At 62.3% G+C, this 22,948-nt stretch carries 23 protein-coding genes; 8 read left to right on the plus strand and 15 right to left on the minus strand.

All coding sequences use genetic code 11. The annotated features are described in order from the left end of the window. Positions 1–6 precede the first annotated feature (6 nt). The 8 genes from tsaE to chvI form a co-directional block, all read right to left on the minus strand. Positions 7–1,518: a tRNA (adenosine(37)-N6)-threonylcarbamoyltransferase complex ATPase subunit type 1 TsaE gene (gene tsaE, locus ACSQ8R_RS19730; protein ID WP_436254927.1), complete on the minus strand. Its 1,512-nt coding sequence runs from the start codon at positions 1,516–1,518 to the stop codon at positions 7–9. Next, positions 1,515–3,989 (minus strand): ATP-binding protein, encoded by a 2,475-nt coding sequence (locus ACSQ8R_RS19735; RefSeq protein ID WP_436255526.1) that lies wholly within the window; start codon positions 3,987–3,989, stop codon positions 1,515–1,517. Before ACSQ8R_RS19735 ends, tsaE begins: the two co-directional genes overlap by 4 nt. Positions 3,990–4,367: 378 nt before the next feature. Continuing rightward, on the minus strand, positions 4,368–5,768 hold the full coding sequence (gene ahcY, locus ACSQ8R_RS19740; RefSeq protein WP_436254928.1) for an adenosylhomocysteinase: 1,401 nt from the start codon (positions 5,766–5,768) through the stop codon (positions 4,368–4,370). Positions 5,769–5,944: 176 nt separating this feature from the next. Then, entirely contained in the window at positions 5,945–6,223 is a 279-nt protein-coding gene (locus ACSQ8R_RS19745) for an HPr family phosphocarrier protein (RefSeq protein ID WP_436254929.1), read from the minus strand. A 13-nt stretch (positions 6,224–6,236) separates the two neighbouring features. After that, positions 6,237–6,638: a PTS sugar transporter subunit IIA gene (locus tag ACSQ8R_RS19750; protein WP_345930348.1), complete on the minus strand. Its 402-nt coding sequence runs from the start codon at positions 6,636–6,638 to the stop codon at positions 6,237–6,239. A 126-nt stretch (positions 6,639–6,764) separates the two neighbouring features. Beyond that, positions 6,765–7,229 carry an HPr kinase/phosphorylase gene (locus ACSQ8R_RS19755; protein WP_436254930.1) on the minus strand — a complete coding sequence of 155 codons (465 nt, stop codon included), beginning with the start codon at positions 7,227–7,229 and terminating at the stop codon, positions 6,765–6,767. Continuing rightward, complete coding sequence (locus tag ACSQ8R_RS19760) at positions 7,226–8,980, minus strand: stimulus-sensing domain-containing protein (RefSeq protein WP_436255527.1); 1,755 nt, start codon at positions 8,978–8,980, stop codon at positions 7,226–7,228. Before ACSQ8R_RS19760 ends, ACSQ8R_RS19755 begins: the two co-directional genes overlap by 4 nt. Positions 8,981–9,084: 104 nt before the next feature. Continuing rightward, positions 9,085–9,813 carry a two-component system response regulator ChvI gene (chvI, locus tag ACSQ8R_RS19765; protein WP_436255528.1) on the minus strand — a complete coding sequence of 243 codons (729 nt, stop codon included), beginning with the start codon at positions 9,811–9,813 and terminating at the stop codon, positions 9,085–9,087. A 329-nt stretch (positions 9,814–10,142) separates the two neighbouring features. On the opposite strand from chvI, the gene ACSQ8R_RS19770 reads away from it, so the two are divergent. The 3 genes from ACSQ8R_RS19770 (at position 10,143) to ACSQ8R_RS19780 (ending at position 13,054) form a co-directional block, all read left to right on the plus strand. Continuing rightward, positions 10,143–11,756 carry a phosphoenolpyruvate carboxykinase gene (locus ACSQ8R_RS19770; protein ID WP_436254931.1) on the plus strand — a complete coding sequence of 538 codons (1,614 nt, stop codon included), beginning with the start codon at positions 10,143–10,145 and terminating at the stop codon, positions 11,754–11,756. 237 nt (positions 11,757–11,993) lie between these two features. Continuing rightward, positions 11,994–12,428: an alternative ribosome rescue aminoacyl-tRNA hydrolase ArfB gene (gene arfB / locus ACSQ8R_RS19775; RefSeq protein ID WP_436254932.1), complete on the plus strand. Its 435-nt coding sequence runs from the start codon at positions 11,994–11,996 to the stop codon at positions 12,426–12,428. 14 nt (positions 12,429–12,442) lie between these two features. Next, the gene (locus ACSQ8R_RS19780; protein WP_436254933.1) at positions 12,443–13,054 is read left to right on the plus strand and encodes an alpha-ketoglutarate-dependent dioxygenase AlkB; all 612 of its coding nucleotides are present in this window, start codon (positions 12,443–12,445) and stop codon (positions 13,052–13,054) included. Between the two features lie 31 nt (positions 13,055–13,085). Here ACSQ8R_RS19780 and coaA read toward each other — a convergent pair whose 3' ends face one another. Genes coaA through hisB form a run of 7 tightly spaced genes read right to left on the minus strand, consistent with a single transcriptional unit; the run spans position 13,086 to position 17,747 of the window. Continuing rightward, a complete protein-coding gene (gene coaA, locus ACSQ8R_RS19785) occupies positions 13,086–14,081 on the minus strand; it encodes a type I pantothenate kinase (protein WP_436254934.1) in 996 nt (331 codons plus the stop codon). After that, positions 14,078–14,401: a phosphoribosyl-ATP diphosphatase gene (locus tag ACSQ8R_RS19790; protein ID WP_436254935.1), complete on the minus strand. Its 324-nt coding sequence runs from the start codon at positions 14,399–14,401 to the stop codon at positions 14,078–14,080. Before ACSQ8R_RS19790 ends, coaA begins: the two co-directional genes overlap by 4 nt. 18 nt (positions 14,402–14,419) lie before the next feature. After that, complete coding sequence (hisF, locus tag ACSQ8R_RS19795) at positions 14,420–15,208, minus strand: imidazole glycerol phosphate synthase subunit HisF (protein ID WP_436254936.1); 789 nt, start codon at positions 15,206–15,208, stop codon at positions 14,420–14,422. Then, positions 15,205–15,948: a 1-(5-phosphoribosyl)-5-[(5-phosphoribosylamino)methylideneamino]imidazole-4-carboxamide isomerase gene (hisA, locus tag ACSQ8R_RS19800; RefSeq protein ID WP_436254937.1), complete on the minus strand. Its 744-nt coding sequence runs from the start codon at positions 15,946–15,948 to the stop codon at positions 15,205–15,207. The genes hisF and hisA overlap by 4 nt, the downstream gene beginning before the upstream one ends. Positions 15,949–15,977: 29 nt before the next feature. Beyond that, positions 15,978–16,628, minus strand: coding sequence for an imidazole glycerol phosphate synthase subunit HisH (hisH, locus tag ACSQ8R_RS19805; protein WP_436254938.1), 651 nt, complete (start codon positions 16,626–16,628; stop codon positions 15,978–15,980). Beyond that, the gene (locus tag ACSQ8R_RS19810) at positions 16,628–17,119 is read right to left on the minus strand and encodes a DUF2628 domain-containing protein (RefSeq protein WP_436254939.1); all 492 of its coding nucleotides are present in this window, start codon (positions 17,117–17,119) and stop codon (positions 16,628–16,630) included. The genes hisH and ACSQ8R_RS19810 overlap by 1 nt, the downstream gene beginning before the upstream one ends. 19 nt (positions 17,120–17,138) lie before the next feature. Beyond that, entirely contained in the window at positions 17,139–17,747 is a 609-nt protein-coding gene (gene hisB / locus ACSQ8R_RS19815; RefSeq protein WP_436254940.1) for an imidazoleglycerol-phosphate dehydratase HisB, read from the minus strand. Between the two features lie 190 nt (positions 17,748–17,937). On the opposite strand from hisB, the gene hslV reads away from it, so the two are divergent. From hslV to ACSQ8R_RS19840, 5 genes are all read left to right on the plus strand, one after another. After that, positions 17,938–18,465, plus strand: coding sequence for an ATP-dependent protease subunit HslV (gene hslV, locus ACSQ8R_RS19820; protein ID WP_046636669.1), 528 nt, complete (start codon positions 17,938–17,940; stop codon positions 18,463–18,465). Then, positions 18,458–18,976, plus strand: coding sequence for a GNAT family N-acetyltransferase (locus ACSQ8R_RS19825; protein ID WP_436254941.1), 519 nt, complete (start codon positions 18,458–18,460; stop codon positions 18,974–18,976). Before hslV ends, ACSQ8R_RS19825 begins: the two co-directional genes overlap by 8 nt. After that, positions 18,973–20,280 (plus strand): ATP-dependent protease ATPase subunit HslU, encoded by a 1,308-nt coding sequence (gene hslU, locus ACSQ8R_RS19830; RefSeq protein WP_436254942.1) that lies wholly within the window; start codon positions 18,973–18,975, stop codon positions 20,278–20,280. Before ACSQ8R_RS19825 ends, hslU begins: the two co-directional genes overlap by 4 nt. A gap of 213 nt (positions 20,281–20,493) precedes the next feature. After that, positions 20,494–21,429, plus strand: coding sequence for a DUF1402 family protein (locus ACSQ8R_RS19835; RefSeq protein WP_436254943.1), 936 nt, complete (start codon positions 20,494–20,496; stop codon positions 21,427–21,429). 44 nt (positions 21,430–21,473) lie between these two features. Further along, positions 21,474–22,892 carry a cytochrome P450 gene (locus ACSQ8R_RS19840; protein ID WP_436254944.1) on the plus strand — a complete coding sequence of 473 codons (1,419 nt, stop codon included), beginning with the start codon at positions 21,474–21,476 and terminating at the stop codon, positions 22,890–22,892. Positions 22,893–22,948: the final 56 nt, after the last annotated feature.

Genomic DNA, 22,948 nt, shown 5'->3' on the forward strand with positions numbered 1-22,948 from the left:
CCGTATTTATGATTCGGGCAGCTCTATTCCAGCCCGACGGCACCAATCGCGCAAGGGGCTGAGCACATCGTGGCTCATCGCCGTCGCGAGATGGCGGAGCGTCCGCGGCATGTGCTTCAGATAGCCCGGCTTGCCGTCCCGCTGCAAGAGCCGCACCCAGAGGCCGGCAAGCTTGCAGTTGCGCTGCGCCGCCATGATCGCCCAGGCTTTCAGGAATGTCGGCTCGTCGAAGGCCCCGAGCGCGCGGCGAAGCGTCACGTAATCCAGCATCAGCTGGTCGGCGAGGGCTTTGGGAATGTCCACCCGCGCGTCCTGGACGATCGAGGCGAGGTCATAGGCGGTCGGGCCGATCATCGAATCCTGGAAGTCGATCAGGCCAACGCGCCGCACGCCGGATTCATGCGGCCGCCAGATGATGTTGGGCGAATGGAAATCGCGCAGCAGCAGGTTCTTCTCGACGCCGTCGAGCTCGCGGATCAGGTCGTCCCAGATCGCCAGGTATTCCTGCCTTTCCTCAACCGTCGCCGGCGTGCCGCGTTTCCACGGCAGGTGCCAGTCGATCAGCAGCCGGGCTTCCATCTTCATCGCGGTCGGGTCGAAATCGGGGATGTGGTGGATATGGCCGTCGCCGACCGGCAGGTCCTGGCGCATCCCGTGGCTGTGCAGGAAGGCGAGGCAGACGATGCTTTCCCGGTAGCGTTCTTCGATGGGCTTACCGTCCTCATCGACGGCGCCCTCCTCGCCAAGGTTCTCGATCAGCAGGATGCCCTGGTCATAATCCACATGCAGCACTTCCGGTGCCGCCAGACCCAGTTCGCGCAGATATTCGTCGATCGCCACGAAGGGATAGGGATCCTCGGCGAGATGGGCGACCTTGGGATAGGGTTTTCCGTCGAGGACCGGCGGCCCTTCCGCCGGGCGCGGCCAGTCCATCAGGATCAGCGTTTCACCGTTGGCGATGGTTACGCTCTCGTAGGCTCGGGTCGAGGCGTCGCCGGTCAGGAACCGCCGCCGGGCGCCAGCATAGCCATGCCTGTCGAGAAATTCGCGGATCGCCAGCACGCGGCGGATGCGGTGCATCTGGGCTTCAGGCGCCGTGATCGTCGCTGTCCGGCCGCTGCCGCTCTGTTCGAGCCTGAGCTGGATGCGGGCCTGCGGCAGCAGGTCGTCCGCGATTTCCGGCCATTCCACCAGGCAGATGCCGTTGGAGAGCGCCTCGTCGAAACCCAGTTCGTCCAGTTCCGACGAATCCCCAAGCCGGTAGAGATCGAAATGCGAGACCGGAATGCGCAGCTCGTAGCTCTGCACCAGCGTGAAGGTCGGGCTCGGCACCTCGAGCTCGCCATCATCCGCAAGCGCGCGCAAAAAAGCCCGGGCGAAGGTCGATTTGCCGGCGCCGAGATCGCCGGAAAGGGCGATCCAGTCACCCTTGTTCAGCGCCAATGCCAGGTCTTCGCCGAGGCGGATCGTTTCGGCCTCGTCGGCAAGTGTCAGGGTAAGAGCTGCCTCACCACTCATTCGGCGGCGACGGACCGCGCCGTCGTGCCGCTCGGAATGCGGCACGTAACCGTGGTTCCCTGGCCGGGCTTGCTGTCGATCGCCACATCGCCGTGATGCAGCGTCACGAAACTCTCGACGATCGAAAGGCCAAGGCCCGCGCCGGAGCGCTTGCCGCCCTTGGCATTGGCCGAGAAGCGGTCGAACACGGTCTTCAGGACGTCTTCCGGAATGCCCGGCCCCTTGTCGGTGACCGAGAAGAACACGTCGCTATGGGTGCGCCAGCAGTTGAGCGTGATGGCGGAGCCGTCCGGTGCAAAGTTCGTGGCGTTGGTGAGCAGCTTGATGAGGATCTGCTTCAGCCGCTGCTGGTCGGCGACGATGGTGCCGAGACCGGCTGGTGCGGTGATCGCCAGCGTCACGCCGTTTTCGTGCAGGCGGTCGGCGATCTGCATCGCCACGTCGTCGAGCAGGTCGTCGATCGCCATTTCGGAATAGTTGAGCTGCATGATGCCGGCATCGACGGTCGCCAGATCGAGGATGTCGTTGACGATCGTCAGCAGAACCGAAGAGGACGTCGAGATATGGTCGATATATTCCGACTGCCGCTCGTTCAACGGGCCGATGCCCGGCGTCTTCAGGAGGTCGGTGAAGCCGATGATATTGGTCAGCGGCGAGCGCAGTTCGTAGGAAACGTGCTGGACGAAATCGTTCTTGAGCTCGTCGGCCTTCTGCAGCGCTTCGTTCTTCTCCTTGAGCGCCCGTTCCGCCCTGGCGCTCGCCGTCATGTCGACGAAGGTCAGCATCGTCTGGGCGTTCGGCAGCGGCGTCACCGCGTAGTCGAGGATCAGGCCGGAATAGAGTTCGAACGTTCCCTGCAGCGAGGGGCGCTCGTCATCGAAATTGGTCAGCATCTGGCCAAAGCGGCGCCAGCCGTCCGGCTTGTCGTAGGACGGCGCGCAGGCCGTCTCGATCGCCTTGATATGGGTGCCGGGCTTCGATTCTTCGGCTGTGATGCCCCAGAGCGCCCGGAAGGCGGGGTTGGACAGGCGGATACGCCCATCCGGCCCGAAGACGGCGACGCCTTCGGACAGATGATCGATGGTTTCGCCCTGAACCTGGACCAGCGTGTTGTAGCGGGTTTCCAGATCCACCTGCTCGGTGAGGTTTTCGAACACCCAGGTGGCGCCGCCCTGCGGATGCGCGGTGGCGATCACCCGCAGCGTCTGGCCGTTCGGCAGGTGCCAGAGGTCGGTCTGGGTGGTGGGAGATTGATAGACGGACAGGGCCGCGTCCTTCCAGCTCCGCCAGCTGAGCTGCTCCGGCAACTTGCCTTCGCTGCGCAGCTTGTCGAGCAGCTCGCTGTTGTCCGGCCTGGAATCCAGGAAGGGCAGAGTGAAACCCCAGAGCTGCACGAAAGCCTGGTTGTAGAACTGCAGCCGGCGTTCGCCGTCGAAGATGGCGACAGGTGTTGCCAGGTGGTCGAGCGTTTCGGCGTGGCTCTTCAGCGTCCGCTTCAGTTCCTCGCGCACCGCTTCCGCCTCGGAAACATCGACCGCCAGGCCTGCCGAACCGCCGGGTGCGACGACGTCGACGACGTCGAACATTGTCCTGTTTCCATGCACGACCGTGGATATCCGGTCGTGGAAAGGCGAGGTGGAGGTTGCCGCCGACCTGATCTTCTCGCGTGCGATCGAGCCCAGGAATTCGCGGCCGTCCTCGAGGGCCTGCGCCGGCGTCGGAGCCTCCACGGCATCGCCATAGGCGTGGTTCACCCAGGTGAGCTTGCCCTGCGAATCGCGTCGCCAGACCGGGTGTTCGATGGCGTCGAGCAGCGAATGGAACATCATGATTGAGTTGGTAAGCCGCTCGCGCTCGATCTTGAGCTCGGCAAGTTCGGCCCGCAGGTTGTTGAGCGCGATGAAGCGCACAAAAGCCTTGCCGCCCGAAACCCGGCCCTGCACTTCCAGGATCTCGTCACGATTGGTCTCGACGACCATGTCGAAGGAACGGGCTTCGACCCGCAGCAGCTCGATCGATTTTTCGAGTTCGCTGGCCGACGTGCCGCGCATCCAGCGGCCGAATGCGAGAAATTCGCGGTCCTGCTGCGGCGCCCCGGTTTCCGCCGGCAGCTGGCCGAGGAATTCCGGCTTCGAGGAACCGCTTTCCCACACGACGATCCGCCGGTTCTTGTCGGCGATCAGCGCTTCGAACTTGGAAATCTTCTGCTGCGCGTCGGAAAGGGCGCTGCGCATTTCCTGGGATTCGGCTTCCATATTGCCGCGCTGGCGCACCAGCCAGATGGCGGAAAACAGGGCGGCGCCGAGCGCGCCCATCACCAGCGACGAAACGATGACTTCCGTGGAGGAAAACAGGCGCACGGCCGCATTGCCGGACTGCTGCGCAAGCGCCGCGGTCGCCAGCCCGGAAAGGGCGGTACCCGAGAGGAAAGCACTGCCGAACAGCGCCAGACGGCGAAGCCTTGCAACCATCACGTTCCCTTCCGGAAACCCGGACACGGGACGCAAAGTCGGAGCGTCCGCTCCGCCGCAAAGGGGATCGGCCCGTTCTGACGAGCTCATTTTTTTTACCGACATATCCGGTCTGTCTCCGTCCAATTGCCGCTCATCGACAAGACATACCACATCATGCCTTGCCCGTAGCCGGACGGCTCCCAATCACATGGTGAGAGCGCGACGATGTCCGAAACCCGCTGGCGGCTTTCGGCATCACGCTCCAGGGAAGGCGCGAATCAAGTTCTAAAACAATACTTGCTTAGGGAATCGCCGGGAAGGGCGGCGCCCAAAAAAGAAGCCGCAGCCTTTGTCAAGGCTGCGGCTACCATATCTTGTGGATTAACCGGCTATTGATTAATAGCGGTAGTGTTCGGCCTTGAACGGACCCGTCTGCGAGACACCGATATAGGCTGCCTGCTCGTCGGAGAGTTCCGTCAGCTTCACGCCGAGCTTGGCGAGATGCAGGCGGGCGACCTTTTCGTCGAGGTGCTTCGGCAGGATGTAGACGTCGTTCTTGTACTCGCCCTGCTTGGTGAAGAGCTCGATCTGGGCCAGCGTCTGGTTCGTGAACGAAGCCGACATCACGAAGGACGGGTGGCCGGTGGCATTGCCGAGGTTGAGCAGGCGGCCTTCCGACAGAAGGATGATGCGGTTGCCCTTCGGGAACTCGATCATGTCGACCTGCGGCTTGACGTTGGTCCACTTGAGGTTCTTGAGCGCCGCGACCTGGATCTCGTTGTCGAAGTGGCCGATATTGCCGACGATCGCCATGTCCTTCATCGCCCGCATATGGTCGATGCGGATGACGTCCTTGTTGCCGGTCGTGGTGATGAAGATGTCGGCGGACGAGACCACGTCCTCGAGGACGACGACTTCGAAACCGTCCATGGCGGCCTGAAGCGCGCAGATCGGATCGACTTCGGTGACCTTGACGCGGGCGCCGGCGCCGGCGAGCGAAGCGGCCGAACCCTTGCCCACGTCGCCGTAACCGCAGACGACGGCGACCTTGCCGGCCATCATCACGTCGGTGCCGCGGCGGATGCCGTCGACCAGCGATTCCTTGCAGCCGTACTTGTTGTCGAACTTCGACTTGGTGACCGAGTCGTTGACGTTGATCGCCGGGAAGGGCAGCAGGCCCTTCTTGGACAGTTCGTACAGACGATGCACGCCCGTCGTGGTTTCTTCGGTCACGCCCTTGATCGCGTCGCGCTGCTTGGTGAACCAGCCGGGCGATGCCTTGAGGCGCTTCTTGATCTGCGCGATGAGGATTTCTTCTTCTTCCGATGTCGGGTTCGAAAGAACGTCTTCGCCGGCTTCGGCACGGGCGCCGAGCAGGATGTACATGGTGGCGTCGCCGCCGTCATCGAGGATCATGTTGGAGAGGCCGCCATCGGCCCACTGGAAGATCTTGTCGGTATAGTCCCAGTACTCGGTCAGCGATTCGCCCTTGACGGCGAAGACCGGGATGCCGGCGGCGGCGATTGCCGCGGCAGCATGGTCCTGGGTCGAGAAGATGTTGCAGGACGCCCAACGGACTTCCGCGCCGAGTTCCCGCAGGGTCTCGATCAGAACGGCCGTCTGGATGGTCATGTGGAGCGAACCCGAGATACGGGCGCCCTTCAGCGGCTTCGTCGTGCCGAATTCTTCGCGGCACGACATCAGGCCCGGCATTTCGGTTTCTGCGATGTCGAGCTCCTTGCGGCCGTAGGCGGCAAGATTGATATCCGCGACGACATAATCCTTCTCAGTGCTCATAAAGCTCTCCATGTTCGGTGGTGCCCTCTCCCGCGGGGGTACCGCCGGAGGTGGCAAGACCCGCTTTGGGCAAGCGGAAACTGGCCAGCGGTTTAGCAGGCTTCCTGCAGGCTGGCAACGGGATATAAAGAAGTCTTTATATGTTTATGTCAGCGGAAGGCTAAGTCGCGGACGCGTCAGGCTTCTTCGCCGAACTTGTTGGCGACCAGTTCTTCCAGCGCGTTCAGCGCTTCCTCGGCCTGGCGGCCCTCGGCCGAGACTTCGATCGTGCAGCCGGTGCTGGCGGCGAGCATCATCAGGCCCATGATCGAAGTGCCGCCGACGGTTGTCCCGTCCCTGGAAACGGTTATCCGCGCATCGAAGCTTTCCACCATCTGCACGAACTTGGCGGAGGCGCGCGCATGCAGTCCGCGCTTGTTGACGATCAGGAATTCACGGGGAGGGGGCAATGACATCCGGTCTGGGTTCTCATTTGCCGCTGAGGACGCGGCTTGCGACATTGATGTATTTGCGACCGGCTTCGGAGGCTTCGGCAAGCGCTTTTTCCATGTTGTTGTCGCTGCGCACACCGGCAAGCTTGATCAGCATCGGAAGATTCATGCCGGCAATGACTTCGATCCGGCCGCTTTCCATGACGGAGATGGAAAGATTGGAGGGCGTGCCGCCGAACATGTCGGTCAGAATGATGACGCCATGGCCTTCATCGGCATTGGTGACGGCATTGACGATATCCTGCCGCCGCTGATCCATGTCGTCCTCGGGACCGATCGATACGGTTTCGATGAATTTCTGAGGCCCGACGACATGCTCCACCGCATGACGAAATTCCTCAGCCAGCTTGCCATGGGTGACAAGCACTAGTCCGATCATGAAAACTGCCCCCTGCTATGGAAACTCGGCGCCAATATCGCATTGCAATAAGGCGGTCCAGCGGTGGGATGCCATCTTCTCCAAGTAGACTCGAAGTTCAAGTCAAAAAATCGGGCTTCAGGATGATCAAAACGGCATTTCGCCGTGAAAATCGGACGCCAATGCCGCCAGGATGCCCAAAGGGTCCGGTGCGCCGCGCCATATCCGCACGAGGGGAAGGTCGCCGAGACCGGGGATCCGGAAGCGTTCGTTTTCCGGCGGAAGCCTTTCATCCTCGGGCAGGGAGATGATTGCGACCGCCAGGTCCAGCGCCGCGGCGGAGAGGCTTTCAACCCGGGCGATGCCGCTGCCGCGCAGTTCGAGGAGACCGGCGATCGGCTCCGGCCGGGTGGCGAGCATGTGGTCGCCGTGGCGCGAGACGAGCACCTGATCGTCGGCCACCAGGGCCGCGAAAGCGCCCTGGCGCCGGGCAGCGGCGATGCAGGTGAAGGCGAGCATGGATTTGCCGCTGCCGGACGGGCCGGTGAAGAGGAGGCCCCTGGTGCCGATGACGATTGCGGTCGCGTGGATATTGACCGGCGCCGGGCTCATTGGTCTTCGCCGCCCGGCAGCGACAGCGTGAAGCGCGCCCCGGTCATCGCACCGGTCTTGGCGTCGTGTACGTTCTCCGCCTTCAGCGAGCCGCCATGAGCCTCGGCGATCTGCCGGCTGATGGACAGGCCGAGGCCGGAATTCTGGCCGAAACTTTCGCCGTCCGGCCGGTCCGTATAGAAGCGTTCGAAGATGCGGTTGATATCCTCTGCCTGGATGCCGGGACCGTTGTCCTCCACCGTGACGATCACGCGGTCCCTGGCGTGGGACAGCCGGATGCTGATGCGGCCGCCCTTCTCGGGCACGAAGGATCGGGCGTTCTCGATGAGGTTGGTGATGATCTGGCCGAGGCGGAGATCGTGGCCGTTGACCAGGAAGGCCGACCGGTTGCCGGCCTTGTTGTCCACCGTGAGAATGATTTCCACCGGCTTGCGGCCGCTGCGGATCTGCCGGGAAATATCAACGAGATTTCCGAGCAGGTTTTCCATGTCGACGGGCGTCGAATCGGAGCGGGCAAGCTCGGCATCCAGCCGCGAAGCGTCGGAAATATCGCTGATCAGCCGGTCCAGGCGGCGCACATCGTGGAAGATGATTTCCGTCAGGCGCTGTTTCGACTCCTCGGATTTCGCCAGCGGCAGGGTCTCGACGGCGCTGCGAAGCGAGGTCAGCGGGTTCTTGAGTTCGTGGCTGACATCCGCCGCGAAACTCTCGATCGCATCGATGCGGTCGTAGAGCGCGTTGGTCATCTCGCGAAGCGCGATCGAAAGATTGCCGATTTCGTCCTGGCGGTAGGAGAAGTCCGGAATTTCCTCGCGCTGCTTGGCGCCGCGCCGCACGCGGATCGCCGCCGCCGCCAGCCGCCGCAGCGGATTGGCGATGGTCGAGGAGAGCAGCAGCGAGAGCAGGATGTTGACCAGCGTCGCGACGCCGAAGACGCGCATGATCGCCAGCCGCTCCGCATGCACGATCTTGTCGATGTCGCCGGCCTGGGTCGACAGGAGAAGCACGCCGAGCACGGCGCGAAAACGCTGGACGGGCACGGCGACGGAAACGATCAGCTCACCGCGGTCGGTAACCCGCACGAGCGCGCCCCGCACGCCGGTCAGCGCATTCATCACCTCCGGATAGATCGAGCCGTCGCCGCCTGGCGCTTCCTTGTAGACCGGCAGGTTGCCCGGCTGCAGCAGGCGGTTGATGAGGCCAGCGAACCAGTCGCTCCAGGTCTGCGATTCGTTTTCCACCGGCGGCAGGTCGAAACGCAGCACCTGTCCGCGCGAATAGAGATGGCGTGAATCGAGCAGCAGGTTGGCGTCCGCATCGAAAATCCGGGCACGGGTGCGGGTCGGCGAAATCAGCCGCCTCAGAACCGGGGCGATGCGTTCGGGGTCGATCGGGAAATCGAGGTCCTCGTCGTTCGGCACCGGCGTGATGCTCTGTCCGGCCTGCAGTTCGAGAAGTTTCTGGGGATCGATGGTGATCGAGTTGGTATCGACCGAGGCCGAGGCGGAAATCGCGCCGGCGATGATCTCGCCCTGCGTCAGCAGGCTCTCGACGCGTGCGTCGATCAGCCCCTCGCGGAACTGGTTGAGATAGAGAATGCCCGCGACCAGCACGACCGTCGCGGCGATGTTGAAGAACAGGATGCGGCGGGTAAGGCTCGAAAACACCGCGTGGCCGAACACCCGTCGAATGAGCGTGAAGGGGCGCGACCAGAACCGCCGCGGCGCACGGCGTGTCCCGGACTTCTCCATTCGGGCAATATCGTTGTCGAATGTTTGATCTGCCACTGCAGTCCTTCCACCGGGCCAGCTTAGCGCTGGTCCGGCCGTGGCCTCAAGTTAACCTTTCGCAAGGATCAAGCCGCCTCGCGGAATCGATAACCCACGCCATAAAGCGTTTCGATCATATCGAAGTCGTTGTCGACCATCTTGAACTTCTTGCGCAGCCGCTTGATATGGCTGTCGATGGTGCGGTCGTCCACATAGACCTGCTCGTCATAGGCGGCGTCCATCAGCGCATCGCGGCTTTTGACGACGCCTGGCCGCTGGGCCAGGGAATGCAGGATCAGGAACTCGGTCACCGTCAGCGTCACCGGCTCGCCTTTCCAGGTGCAGGTATGGCGTTCCTGGTCCATGGCAAGCTGGCCGCGTTCGAGCGTTCGGGCCGTCTGCTGGTCGGTTGCCGTCTTGGCCCCGACACCGCCGGCCGCCTGTGCCTCACGGCTGCCGGCGCGTCGCAGGATCGCCTTGACACGCTCCACCAGCAGACGCTGCGAGAACGGCTTGGTGATGAAGTCGTCGGCGCCCATCTTCAGCCCGAACAGCTCGTCGATCTCTTCATCCTTGGAGGTGAGGAAGATCACCGGCAGGTCCGACTTCTGCCGCAGGCGGCGCAACAGTTCCATGCCGTCCATGCGCGGCATCTTGATATCGAAGATCGCCAGCTGCGGAGGGCGGGCGATCAGCCCGTCGAGCGCGGAGGCGCCATCCGTATAGGTTTCGACCTTGTATCCTTCCGCCTCGAGTGCAATCGAAACCGACGTCAGGATATTGCGGTCGTCGTCTACGAGCGCGATTGTCTGCATGCTCTCCATCTCCGTCATCATCTAGGCGCATCTCCTGGAATTCACCCCAGCCAGGCGGCGTCAGCCGATGCGCTTCTTGAGTATAAAGGTGGAACAAATTGTGGCAAAGATAAAGGGGCCGATGACGATCGTGCGTTTTGGCAATGACGCTTAAGATAGGGCGGACGCGGATTGAAACAGTTATATAACCGATTTAAAGAGGAATAAAATTTTTTAAATCGATTAAATAATTGATATTATTAAAGAATTTTCAGGACGCCTATTGCCCTTTTAGGAATCTGTCATTAATTTCGCGGGCAGTTCCCACGGCAAGCTGAAGGAGTGCGCGCATGGAGGAGTTTGGACTTCACAACCCGTCCAAGGGTTTGGCGGCGATCGGTCTCGGCGGTGTATCGCGTGTTTATTACAATTCGTCCGAGGTCGAGCTTTACGAAGAAGCGATCCGTCGCGGTGAAGCCGATCTGACCATCGATGGGGCTCTGCGCGCCGTCACCGGCCAGCACACCGGCCGCTCCCCCAAGGACAAGTTCATCGTCCGCGATGCCGGTACCGAGAACCGGGTCTGGTGGGGCGCCGACAACAAGCCCATGAAGCCCGAGCACTTCGAAGTCCTGAAGAAGGACATGCTCGCCCATGCGGCGGGCAAGACGCTGTTCGTCCAGGATCTGGTCGGCGGCGCCGATGCCGAATACGCCCTCCCGACCCGCGTCGTCAGCGAGTTCGCCTGGCACGCCCTGTTCATCCGTAATCTACTGATCCGTCCGGATCGTTCGACACTCGAAAGCTTCGAAGAAAAGCTGACGATCATCAACCTGCCGAGCTTCAAGGCGGATCCCGCCCGCCACGGCTGCCGCACGGAAACGGTGATCGCCTGCGATTTCACCAACGGCCTCATCCTGGTCGGCGGCACGTCCTATGCCGGCGAGAACAAGAAGTCGGTCTTCTCCGTGCTCAACTACTTCCTGCCGGAAGAGGGCGTCATGCCGATGCACTGCTCGGCCAATGTCGGCCCGGACGGCGATACCGCATTGTTCTTCGGCCTGTCCGGCACCGGCAAGACCACGCTGTCGGCCGATCCGAACCGCACGCTGATCGGTGACGACGAGCATGGCTGGGGCAAAAACGGCGTCTTCAATTTCGAGGGCGGCTGCTATGCCAAGGCCATCAATCTTTCGGCCGAAGCGGAACCCGAAATCTATGCCGCCACCCGCCGTTTCGGCACGGTGATCGAAAACGTCGTGCTCGACCAGAATCGGGTTCCGGACTTCAACGACGATTCGCTGACCGAGAACACCCGCAGTGCCTATCCTTTGCATTTCATCCTGAATGCATCGAAGACCGGCATGGCGCCGCAGCCGAAGTCGATCATCATGCTGACCGCCGATGCCTTCGGCGTCATGCCGCCGATCGCCAAGCTGACGCCGGAACAGGCCATGTACCACTTCCTCTCCGGCTACACCGCCAAGGTCGCCGGCACGGAAAAGGGCGTCACAGAGCCGGAAGCAACGTTCTCGACCTGCTTCGGCGGCCCGTTCATGCCGCGCCACCCGGCCGAATACGGCAACCTGCTCAAGGAGCTGATCGCCCGTCATGGGGTCGATTGCTGGCTCGTCAACACGGGCTGGACTGGTGGCGCCTACGGCGTCGGCCGCCGCATGCCGATCAAGGCGACCCGCGCGCTCCTCAGCGCTGCCCTCGACGGCAGCCTCAAGAACGCCGAGTTCCGTACCGACCCGAATTTCGGTTTCGCGGTGCCGGTCGCCGTTGAAGGCGTCGACAATGCGATCCTCGATCCCCGCTCGACCTGGGCGGACGGCGCCGCGTTCGACGCCTATGCCAAGAAACTCGTCTCGATGTTCATCCAGAACTTCGGACAGTATGAAGACCACGTCGATAGCAAGGTGAGAAGCGCCGCTCCGGTCATGCTCGCCGCCGCCGAGTAATCCAGAAGGATTCACGTGAAACCGCCGGCCCGGGATAACACCCTGGCCGGCGGTTTTCCTTTTGCCTAGCTCCCTGTCTCGGCGTCATCCTCGGCCTTGCGCCGAGGATCTGCTACGTATCGATACGGTAGCCGGCAGCAGTTTCTCGGCTCAAGGCCGAGAATGACGTTCAGGGCTCCTCGCCGATCTCGTTGCCGATGGTTTTCTTTTGTCGCGCTTTGTGGGAAACAGGCGGTCATGGCCAGCAATCCCCTCGTCATCAACAATCGCATCACCATCGCCGGATGGGAGCTGACCGAACAGTTCGTGCTGGCCGGCGGTCCGGGCGGCCAGAACGTCAACAAGGTCTCGACGGCCGTCCAGCTTTTTTATGACATCGTCAACACCCCGTCCCTGCCGGAGCGCGTGAAGGAAAACGCCATCAAACTCGCCGGAAAACGGGTGTCGAAAGATGGCGTTCTGATGATAGAGGCGAACCGGTTCCGCAGCCAGGAACGTAACCGGGAAGATGCTCGCGAGCGATTGAAGGAACTGATCCTCAAGGCCGCCGAACCACCGCCGCCGCCGCGCAGGAAGACCAAGCCCACCAAGGGTTCGGTGGAACGCCGGCTGAAGGAAAAGTCCGGCCGTTCGGACGTCAAGAAAATGCGCGGCCGGCCAAGCGGCGACTGACAGCGGAGATTGATGTGGCGACGCTGGCGAACGGCATCAGGCACTTTCCGGACTATCTGGACCGACCGGCGCAGGAGCATCTGGTCGAACTGATCCGCGAGGTCGTGGCCGAGGCGCCGCTCTACACGCCGGAAATGCCGGGCACCGGCAAACCGATGTCAGTGCGGATGACCAATTGCGGCCCGCTCGGCTGGGTAACGGACAAGGACCATGGCTATCGCTACCAGCCTTTCCATCCGGTCACCAAAAAGCCCTGGCCCGCCATGCCGCAGGACCTGCTCGATCTCTGGGAAAAGCTTGGCGACTATCCGAAGCCGCCGGAAGCGTGCCTCATCAACTTCTATTCCGACGACGCCAGGATGGGCCTGCATCAGGACAAGGACGAGAACGATCTCGCCGCCCCGGTTCTGTCCGTCTCGCTCGGCAACAGCTGCCTGTTCCGGGTCGGCGGTGTGAACCGGAAGGATCCGACCGGCTCTTTCCGGCTGGCGAGCGGTGATGTCGTGGTCCTCGGCGGAGAGGGGCGCCTCGCGTTCCACGGCGTCGACCGGATTTACCCCGGCACCTCGACGCTCTTGAAGAACGGCGGACGCATCAACCTGACGCTTCGTCGGGTGAATAGATGACGATTTGATTCAATAGCCGGCGATCGATAGCCTACAGTTTGCGCAGTTCGACCGTTTCCACCAGGTGATTGCGGCCCTTGCGCAGGATGAGGTCCGCCCGTGGCCGGGTGGGCACGATGTTCTGCCTGAGGTTCTTGAGGTTGATGTTTTCCCACAGCCCTTCGGCGACGGCGCGGGCCGCGTCCGCATCGATCGCCGCATATTTCTTGAAGAAGGAGGTCGGATCGCGGAACGCGGTCTGGCGCAGCTTCATGAAGCGCTGGACGTACCAGTTGTGGATCTGCTCTTCATCGGCATCGATATAGATCGAAAAGTCGAAGAAGTCGGAAACGATCGGCACGATCTTGCCGTCGGCCGGCAGCGCCCGTGACTGGAGGACGTTGATGCCTTCGAAGATCAGGATGTCCGGCCGGTCGACCAGCGTATATTCGTCCGGCAGCACGTCATAGGTGAGATGCGAATAACGCGGCGCCCTGACATTCGGCTCGCCGGCCTTGATCGCCGAGAGAAAGCGCAGGATGGTGCCGATGTCGTAGCTTTCCGGAAAACCCTTGCGCTCCATCAGGTTTTCGCGGCTCAGTACGGCGTTCGGATAAAGGAAACCATCGGTGGTGATGAGATCCACTTTCGGGCTCGACGGCCAGCGGGCGAGCAGTTCCTTCAGGATACGTGCGGTGGTCGATTTGCCGACTGCGACCGATCCGGCGATGCCGATGATAAAAGGCGTCTTGGTGATGTCCGAAAGGCTCAGGAAGCGGTTGCGCTGCTGGAAGAGGCCTTGCGTCGCCTCCACATGCGTCGACAGAAGACGCGACAGCGAGAGATAGATGCGCCGGACCTCGTCGAGATCGATCGGGTCGTCCAGCGAGCGCAGCCTCTGCACCTCGTCTGCGGTCAGGGTCATCGGTGTGTCTGCGCGGAATTTCGCCCATTCTTCCGCGGAAAAGCGGTGATAGGGCGAGTAATATTCCGTGTTCGGGCCGATATCGGGATCAGGCGTCTCGGCGGGCTGGGAAGCGATGCTCATGATGTCGGCCGGCTTGCCTTTTCTCGAAGACCGGACTGGCCGGTCCTCCGCTGGAGTTCGTCGAGCACATCCTGCAACGGCACCGCCGCAATATTCAAGACGACTAAAAGATGATAGAGGAGATCGGCGCTTTCCGCGGTGAGATTGTTCCGATCTTGGCTGATCGCAGCGATCACCGTTTCGACCGCTTCCTCGCCGAGCTTCTTGGCGGCCTTTTCCTGGCCGGCGGCAAAAAGCTTCGCCGTCCAGGATTCCTCCGGGGAAGCCTTGGCCCGCTCGGCGACGATCTTTTCGAGATCGCTCAGGGAAAATTCACTCATAACATTCTTCCCGATGGCTCAATCGAGCCGCATGGCGATGCCGTGCTCAGCCATATAATGCTTCGCCTGGCCGACCGTATAGGTCCCGAAGTGGAAAATCGACGCGGCAAGCACCGCCGTCGCATGGCCCTGCTTGATGCCGGCGACCATGTCGTCGAGATTGCCGACGCCGCCCGACGCGATGACCGGCGCCCGGACGCTGTCGGCGATCATGCGCGTCAGTTCCAGATCATAGCCGCTCTTGGTACCGTCCTTGTCCATGGAGGTGACGAGCAGTTCGCCGGCGCCCCGCTCCACCATCCTGATGGCGAAATCGACCGCATCGATGCCGGTCGCGTTGCGGCCGCCATGCGTATAGATCTCCCAGGCGCTCAGATTGTCGCCGCCGACCGCCTGGCTGCGCCGCCGCTTGGCGTCGATCGACACGACGATGCACTGGTTGCCGAACTTGTCGGCAGCTTCCGCGACGAAATCCGGATTGGCGACCGCCGCCGAGTTGATCGCCACCTTGTCGGCGCCGGCGAGCAGCAGCTTGCGGATGTCGGCGACGGCACGCACGCCGCCGCCGACGGTGAGCGGCATGAAGCAATGTTCGGCCGTGCGGGCGACGACGTCGAAGATCGTCTCGCGATTGTCGGATGAGGCGGTGATGTCGAGGAAGCAGAGCTCGTCGGCACCGGCGGCGTCATAGGCCCTGGCAGCCTCCACCGGATCGCCGGCATCGATGAGATCGACGAAGTTGACGCCCTTGACCACACGGCCGTCCTTGACGTCCAGGCAGGGAATGACGCGGGCTTTGAGGGTCATGCGGCACGTCCTTGTGTGGAGCGGATCAGGGCCAGTGCTTGCCCGGGATCGATGCGGCCGTCATAGAGCGCGCGGCCGGAAATCGCGCCTTCGAGCCGGGCGGCGTCCGGCTCGAGCATCCGCCGGATGTCATCCAGCGAGGCGAGCCCGCCCGAAGCGATGACCGGGATGGAGACGGCATTGGCGAGTTCCAGCGTCGATGCCCAGTTGATGCCGGCCAGGATGCCGTCGCGGTCGATGTCGGTATAGATGATCGCCGAAACGCCGGCACCTTCGAATTTCTTCGCGAGTTCGATCACGCCAAGCTCGGACGCTTCCGCCCAGCCTTCGACCGCAACCTTGCCGCCCTTGGCGTCGATGCCGACCGCGACCTTGCCGGGAAACTGCCTGCAGGCCTCGATGACCAGAGCCGGATCGCGCACCGCGACCGTGCCGAGTATGACGCGGGCCAGCCCGCGCGCAAGCCAGTTTTCGATATGGTCGAGCGTGCGGATACCGCCGCCGAGCTGTACCGGGTTCTTCGTGGCCTTGAGGATCGCATCGACGGCAGCGCCGTTGACGCTTTCACCCGCGAAGGCGCCGTTGAGATCAACCACGTGCAGCCATTCGAAGCCCTGGTCCTCGAAGGCCTTGGCCTGGGCTGCCGGGTCGGGATTGTAGACGGTGGCCTGGTCCATGTCGCCGAGCTTGAGGCGCACGCACTGGCCGTCCTTCAGGTCGATTGCAGGAAAGAGGATCATGTCGTCGGTCCTTGGTCGTTCGCGCGAGCTCAGGGCTTCCAGCGCAGGAAATTGGAGATGAGGGCAAGGCCCAGTGTCTGGCTTTTCTCAGGGTGAAACTGCGAGCCCGCCACGTTGTCGCGGCCGACGAACGCGGTCATCGACCCACCGTATTCGGTGGTTGCGATCACGTCGCTGCGGTGCTTGGCAGCCAGATGGTAGGAATGCACGAAATAGGCGTGTAGGCCGTCCGGCCCGGTCGGAATGCCGTCGAACAGCGGGTGCGGGTGATGGATATCGAGCGTGTTCCAGCCGATCTGGGGGATCTTGAGATGGGGATCGTGCGGGGTCATCTCGACGACGTCGCCCTCGATCCAGCCGAACCCGTTGGTGGTCGTCTTTTCAAGACCGCGCGACGACATCAGCTGCATGCCGACGCAGATGCCGAGGAAAGGGCGGCCCTTATGATCTACGACGTCGAGGATGGCTTCCCGCATGCCTGTCACGGCATCGAGACCGGCGGAACAATCCGCATAGGCGCCGACGCCCGGCAGCACGATGCGGTCGGCGGTGGCCACCGCCTCTGCCTTGTCGGTCAGGTCGATGACTGCATTGATGCCGGCTTCGCGGGCGGCCCGCTCAAAAGCCTTGGTCGCGGAACGCAGATTGCCGGACCCGTAGTCGATGATTGCGACGCGCATCAGCGTCCTCCATGTTCGAAAAGGCCCATGTGCGGGGCCTGCCATCCGGCGGCGGGCGGCTTTGCCTGTTTTGCCCACTCGGCCGGGACCGGCATCGGTTGTTGTTCAGGCTGCGGCAGGCCGGAGAAATAGATCTCCTCGGCCGTATGCAGGTCGTGAGCGGAGATCACCGTTTCCAGTGTCCAGCCGCGCCGGATCAGTGTTTCGGAGTGATAATGTCGGCCTTCGAGCGCGACGAGCACGCTGATGGCGAAGCCGAACAGCAGGCCGGCAGCCCAGAAGCCGGGTACCTGCATCAGCATGCCGCTGCCGATCTGGGCGAAAAGAATGACGATACCGGCAATCCACAACCTGTGCCAGAAAAGCCAGATCCACGGAAACAGCAGCGCAAGCCAGGAAACTCCGTCCCGCAGGACGAGGGTCGACTGGTGATCCCTGTCGGATCCGCTTTGAGGATCGTTGGGCGGTGTCAGAACGAGATAGCTTCTCAAGGATTGTCTCCTCAAGCAGTCAGACCAGCATGCCCTTCGTCGAGGGAACGCGATTGGCCTGCCGCGGATCGATTTCAATGGCGGCGCGAAGCGTCCGCGCCACGGCTTTGAAGCAGGTCTCGGCGATATGATGGTTGTTGGCGCCGTAATGGTTCAGGATATGCAGGGTGATCCCGGCATTCTGCGCCAGCGCCTGAAAAAATTCACGCACCAGTTCGGTGTCGAACGTGCCGATCTTCGGGGCGCTGAACGCGACGTTCCAGACGAGGAAGGGCCGGCCGGAAACGTCGATCGCCGCCTTGGTCATCGTTTCGTCCATGGCAAGGTCGAGCGAGGCGTAGCGGGTGATGCCGCGACGGTCGCCAAGCGCCCTGGAGATCGCCTGGCCGATCGCGATGCCGGTATCTTCCACGGTGTGATGGTCGTCGATATGCAGGTCGCCCGTGACCTCGATATCCATGTCGATCAGCGAATGTCGCGAAAGCTGGTCCAGCATGTGGTCGAAAAAGCCGACGCCCGTCGAAATCCTGGCCGCGCCGGTGCCGTCGAGATTGACGGAAACGGAAACGGACGTTTCGTTGGTCTTGCGGGCGATGCTGCCCACGCGTGCGGTTGTCGTCTCACCCATCTGGGTCTGCTCCATGCGATCGATCTGCGCTCCTTATCAGGCACGACATCAAATATCCAGCAAAAGCAGGGGTCTCGCTCAGGCATCGCGTCATGAGATTGCATTCGCCCGGGCCTGTCTTACATAAATGCCGAACGGGGCCGAAATGCTCCAGAAACCAATGCCCGCCAGGCGGGCCAACAGGTGCCTTATGACAACGATTATTACTGTTCGCAAAGGCGGCAAGGTGATCATGGCAGGCGACGGCCAGGTGAGCCTTGGCCAGACCGTGATGAAGGGTAACGCCCGCAAGGTGCGCCGCATCGGCAAGGGCGAAGTGATCGCCGGTTTCGCCGGCGCGACCGCCGATGCCTTCACGCTGCTCGACCGGCTCGAAAAGAAGCTGGAGCAATATCCGGGCCAGCTGATGCGCGCCGCCGTCGAGCTCGCCAAGGACTGGCGCACGGACAAGTACCTGCGTAATCTCGAGGCGATGATGCTCGTCGCCGACAAATCGACGACGCTGGCGATCACCGGCAATGGCGACGTGCTGGAACCGGAACACGGAACGATCGCGATCGGCTCCGGCGGCAACTACGCCTATGCTGCCGCCCGGGCGATGATGGATTCGGACAAGTCGGCCGAAGAAATCGCCCGCAAGGCGCTCGATATCGCCGCCGATATCTGCGTCTACACCAACCACAACCTGGTCATCGAAACGCTGGACGCCGATGGCTGACGGCGGCCCCCGCTACACGTTTCGTGATGTCGCGGCAGAGGATTTTCCTCTTCTGGCGACGTGGCTCGCCGAGCCGCATATCGCGAAATGGTGGGGTGAGGTCGATGAGGAACTGGCAGGCATCGAGTACTCGATGACCAGCGCCGAGACCCGGCCGCTGATCGCGGAACTGGACGGCAGGCCGATCGCCTATCTCCAGTATTACGATCCGCATCTTGAAGAGGATCATCCCTACCAGGATCAGCCGAAGGGCACGCTTGGCATCGATATCTCGATCGGCAATCCTCGGCTTGTCGGGATCGGCCATGGCAGCGCGATCATCAGGCAGCTGGTCGCCGAGCTTTTCGAAAAGGGCGCGAAAAGGATCGTCATCGATCCGGATCCGGACAACGCCCAAGCGATCCGCGCCTACGAAAAAGCCGGCTTCCGCTACGTCGACACCAGGACATCCATATACGGTCCGGCCCATTTCATGGCGCTGGACGCACCAGAAGAAACGGATTTGACATGAGTAACTTTTCACCCCGGGAAATCGTCTCCGAGCTGGATCGGCACATCATCGGCCAGCATGATGCCAAGCGCGCGGTGGCGATTGCGCTCCGCAATCGCTGGCGCCGCCACCAGCTCGACGAGACGCTCCGCGACGAAGTGATGCCGAAGAACATCCTGATGATCGGCCCGACCGGCGTCGGCAAGACGGAAATCTCCCGTCGTCTTGCCAAGCTCGCCGGCGCGCCCTTCATCAAGGTCGAGGCGACCAAGTTCACCGAGGTCGGTTATGTCGGCCGCGACGTCGAGCAGATCATCCGCGATCTCGTGGAAATCGGCATCGGCCTGGTGCGCGACAAGATGCGCGCCGACGTGCAGGCAAAGGCTCATATGAGCGCCGAGGAACGCGTGCTCGATGCGCTGGTCGGCGCGACGGCTTCGCCGGCCACCCGCGAAAGCTTCCGCAAGAAGCTGCGCAACGGCGAAATGGACGACAAGGAAATCGACATCGAGGTTGCCGATAGCGGCTCCGGCATGCCCGGTTTCGAGATCCCGGGCATGCCCGGCGCCAATATCGGCGTGCTGAACCTGTCGGAAATGTTCGGCAAGGCGATGGGCGGCCGCACCAAAAAGGTCCGCACCACCGTCAAGAAATCCTATGGCGAACTGATCCGCGATGAGTCCGACAAGCTGATCGACAACGAGGTCATCCAGCGAGAAGCCGTCCGTTCGGTCGAAAACGACGGCATCGTCTTCCTCGACGAGATCGACAAGATCGCCGCGCGTGACGGCGGGCTCGGCGCCGGTGTTTCCCGCGAGGGCGTGCAGCGCGACCTGCTGCCGCTCGTCGAAGGCACGACGGTCTCGACCAAATACGGGCCGGTGAAGACGGATCACATCCTGTTCATCGCGTCTGGCGCCTTCCACGTCTCCAAGCCCTCCGACCTTCTGCCGGAGCTCCAGGGCCGCCTGCCAATCCGCGTCGAGCTGCGGCCGCTCACCAAGGAGGATTTCCGCCGTATCCTGACGGAAACCGAGGCGAGCCTCATCCGCCAGTACAAGGCGCTGATGGAAACGGAAGAACTGGTGCTCGACTTCACCGAGGATGCGATCGACGCGCTGGCGGATGTCGCCGTGCACCTCAACTCCTCGGTCGAGAATATCGGCGCCCGGCGGCTGCAGACGGTGATGGAACGGGTGCTCGACGAAATCTCGTTCAACGCGCCGGATCAGGGCGGCACGACCGTGATGATCGACGCGGAATACGTCAAGAAGCATGTCGGCGATCTCGCCGCCGATACGGATCTGTCCCGCTACATTCTCTGAGCGGGCAATCGTGGCAGCCGGGCAACGTCCGGCTGCTCATTTGCGGGCGCTGACGGGATTTTGAACGCCCACGTCTCGACACGGTCCTTACGCCTCGCGTAAGGGAAGCGCGCTTTCATGGAAATGTCCGGCGCTTCAGTGAGTCGGTCTGGAATGGCTTTAAGCATCCGGTGCCGGAGATCGGCATAGTCGAAGTCCTGGGACACGCAAATCTTGAAACGCATCCTCCTGGCATTGATCCTCGTTGTCGCGACGTCCGCGGCCTCTTCCGCGTTCGCAGGCGGCCTCACGATGGTTCCCGAGGGAAATCGGCACGCGGAACAGCCGAAGATCCCTGGCGCTTCCGTGCGCCGGACCCGGGCCGGCCGCACGACCTTCGACGATAAATACGAAAAGATCCGCGACCTGCTTGCCTCCGACAGGAAGCTGATTGCCAAGATCAGGTCGACGGCCGCCGATTACGGCATCGATCCGATCCACATGATCGGCGCGATCGTCGGCGAGCATACCTACAATGTCGATGCCTATGACCGGCTGCAGACCTACTATGTCAAGGCGGCCGCCTATGCCGGAAACAATTTCCGTTTCGGCTACGGCGACGAGACCATCCAGCAGTTTCTCGACCGGCCGGAATTCGGCAAATGCGATGATTTTGCCGATTCCTACAAGCTCTGGACCTGCCGCGAAGGCGTCTGGGAAAAGAATTTTCGTGGCCGTTCGGTCGGCGGCACCTCGTTTCCGGACAATCGCTTCAGCGCTGTCTTCTTCCAGCCCTTTTATGCCGGCCAGACTTTCGGCCTCGGCCAGGTCAACCCGCTGACGGCCCTTATGCTGTCGGACATGGTTGCCAAAAATTCCGGTTATCCGAAGCTCGACGAGAACAAGGCTGCCGCTGTCTATGACGCGATCATGGACCCGGACAAGTCGCTCGCCTACATGGCGGCCAACATCCGCCGCTCGATCGACGACTACAAGTCGATCGCCGGCATGGATATCTCCCGTAATCCCGGCATCACCGCGACGCTCTACAATACCGGTGGTTCGGCGCAGCGCGCCGCAGTGCTTGCCGCCCGTGGCGGCCTGCCGGAGGAAAATTATTACGGCTGGCTGGTCAACGACAAGCTCGCCGAGTTGAAATCCCTGCTCTGACGGCTGATATTCCCTCCATAGGAAACCCCTGAGGAGGGCTGTCCATGGACATCCGCCCCGAACCCTTCGTTCCGCCGGCACCTCCGCATCGAGATCGGCTGCTGAACCCGATCGAGGTCATCTGGACTGCGCTCCGCAATCCGCTGGAGCTCTGGGGCAAGATTTCCTATACGCTGCCCTGGTTCGAGACGAAGTTCTTCAAGGAACGGACGCTGATCGTCAATCATCCGGGCCTTATCCGGCATGTCCTGGTGGATAATGTCGGCAATTACGAGATGTCGGAGATCCGCCAGCTCGTCCTTCGCCCGATCCTCCGGGACGGCCTGCTGACTGCGGAAGGCGAGGTCTGGAAACGCTGCCGCAAGGCGATGGCGCCAGTTTTCACGCCAAGGCATTCCCGCGGTTTTGCCGGCCAGATGCTGAGCCAGACCGAAGAGTTCTCGAGGAAATACGCCGAGGCCGGCGACGCCGGCACTGTCCGCGATATTTCGGTCGATATGACCGAACTGACCTATGCCATCCTCGCCGAAACCCTGTTTTCCGGCGAGATTGCCGGGAACAAGGAGACCGTTGCCGACGATGTCGACCAGCTCCTGCATCGCATGGGCCGGATCGACCCGATGGACATGCTGCGGGCCCCGCCCTGGGTGCCGCGCGTCACCCGCATCGGCGGCAGGCGGATCCTCGACAAGTTCCGGGGCGTGGTTGCCGAAACCATGGTCATGCGGCAGGAGCGGATGCGCAAGCATCCCGACGATGTGCCGCAGGATTTCCTGACGCTGCTGCTGCAGCTTGCCGGTCCCGATGGGCTGACCATGGGCGAGATCGAGGACAATATCCTCACCTTCATTGGTGCGGGCCACGAAACGACGGCCCGGGCGCTCGCCTGGACGCTCTATTGCGTCGCGGAGTCGCCGCCGGTTCGACAGAACATGGAAGAAGAGATCGACCGCGTTCTGGCAACCGGCGCCGATCCGGTCGAATGGCTGGAGCTGATGCCCTGGGTGCGGGCGGCGTTCGAAGAGGCATTGCGGCTCTATCCGCCGGCGCCGTCGATCAACCGCGAAGCGATCAGCGACGATAGCTGGACGAGTCCGGAAGGCAAGACGGTGAGGATCGACGCCGGCGTGACCGTGCTGGTCATGCCCTGGACGCTGCACCGACACGAACTTTATTGGGACAAGCCGCGCGCCTTCATGCCCGAGCGTTTTCTGCCCGAAAATCGCGGCAAGCTGAACCGTTTCCAGTATCTGCCTTTCGGCGCCGGCCCGCGCACCTGCATCGGCGCGACCTTCGCCCTGCAGGAAGCGGTGATCGCGCTTGCGGTGCTGATGAGCCGCTATCGATTCGACGTTACGCCGGAGACCAGGGTCTGGCCGGTCCAGAAACTGACCACCCAGCCGCGCGATGGCCTGCAGATGCGGGTCACTCCGCGACATGAGAGGTCTCCGCTGGCGAATTGACCTTGGCCCGCCATAGGCTATTGATCGCTATGGATCCGATGGACCGATCTTCAGGA

The sequence above is a fragment of the Neorhizobium sp. LjRoot104 genome, assembly GCF_964253725.1.
In the GTDB taxonomy this organism is placed as follows: Bacteria; Pseudomonadota; Alphaproteobacteria; order Rhizobiales; family Rhizobiaceae; genus Neorhizobium.

Bases quoted from the DNA above. Each gene is read 5' to 3' on its own strand.
- ACSQ8R_RS19840 (WP_436254944.1), top strand. From the start codon at position 21,474: ATGGACATCCGCCCCGAACCCTTCGTTCCGCCGGCACCTCCGCATCGA.
- hisB (WP_436254940.1), bottom strand. From the start codon at position 17,747: ATGGGTGAGACGACAACCGCACGCGTGGGCAGCATCGCCCGCAAGACC.
- ACSQ8R_RS19735 (WP_436255526.1), bottom strand. From the start codon at position 3,989: ATGGTTGCAAGGCTTCGCCGTCTGGCGCTGTTCGGCAGTGCTTTCCTC.
- ACSQ8R_RS19760 (WP_436255527.1), bottom strand. From the start codon at position 8,980: ATGGAGAAGTCCGGGACACGCCGTGCGCCGCGGCGGTTCTGGTCGCGC.
- ACSQ8R_RS19825 (WP_436254941.1), top strand. From the start codon at position 18,458: ATGGCTGACGGCGGCCCCCGCTACACGTTTCGTGATGTCGCGGCAGAG.
- hisH (WP_436254938.1), bottom strand. From the start codon at position 16,628: ATGCGCGTCGCAATCATCGACTACGGGTCCGGCAATCTGCGTTCCGCG.
- ACSQ8R_RS19755 (WP_436254930.1), bottom strand. From the start codon at position 7,229: ATGAGCCCGGCGCCGGTCAATATCCACGCGACCGCAATCGTCATCGGC.
- ACSQ8R_RS19745 (WP_436254929.1), bottom strand. From the start codon at position 6,223: ATGTCATTGCCCCCTCCCCGTGAATTCCTGATCGTCAACAAGCGCGGA.
- ACSQ8R_RS19750 (WP_345930348.1), bottom strand. From the start codon at position 6,638: ATGATCGGACTAGTGCTTGTCACCCATGGCAAGCTGGCTGAGGAATTT.
- coaA (WP_436254934.1), bottom strand. From the start codon at position 14,081: ATGAGCATCGCTTCCCAGCCCGCCGAGACGCCTGATCCCGATATCGGC.
- tsaE (WP_436254927.1), bottom strand. From the start codon at position 1,518: ATGAGTGGTGAGGCAGCTCTTACCCTGACACTTGCCGACGAGGCCGAA.
- hisA (WP_436254937.1), bottom strand. From the start codon at position 15,948: ATGATCCTCTTTCCTGCAATCGACCTGAAGGACGGCCAGTGCGTGCGC.
- hslU (WP_436254942.1), top strand. From the start codon at position 18,973: ATGAGTAACTTTTCACCCCGGGAAATCGTCTCCGAGCTGGATCGGCAC.
- ahcY (WP_436254928.1), bottom strand. From the start codon at position 5,768: ATGAGCACTGAGAAGGATTATGTCGTCGCGGATATCAATCTTGCCGCC.
- chvI (WP_436255528.1), bottom strand. From the start codon at position 9,813: ATGCAGACAATCGCGCTCGTAGACGACGACCGCAATATCCTGACGTCG.
- arfB (WP_436254932.1), top strand. From the start codon at position 11,994: ATGGCCAGCAATCCCCTCGTCATCAACAATCGCATCACCATCGCCGGA.
- hisF (WP_436254936.1), bottom strand. From the start codon at position 15,208: ATGACCCTCAAAGCCCGCGTCATTCCCTGCCTGGACGTCAAGGACGGC.
- hslV (WP_046636669.1), top strand. From the start codon at position 17,938: ATGACAACGATTATTACTGTTCGCAAAGGCGGCAAGGTGATCATGGCA.
- ACSQ8R_RS19790 (WP_436254935.1), bottom strand. From the start codon at position 14,401: ATGAGTGAATTTTCCCTGAGCGATCTCGAAAAGATCGTCGCCGAGCGG.
- ACSQ8R_RS19770 (WP_436254931.1), top strand. From the start codon at position 10,143: ATGGAGGAGTTTGGACTTCACAACCCGTCCAAGGGTTTGGCGGCGATC.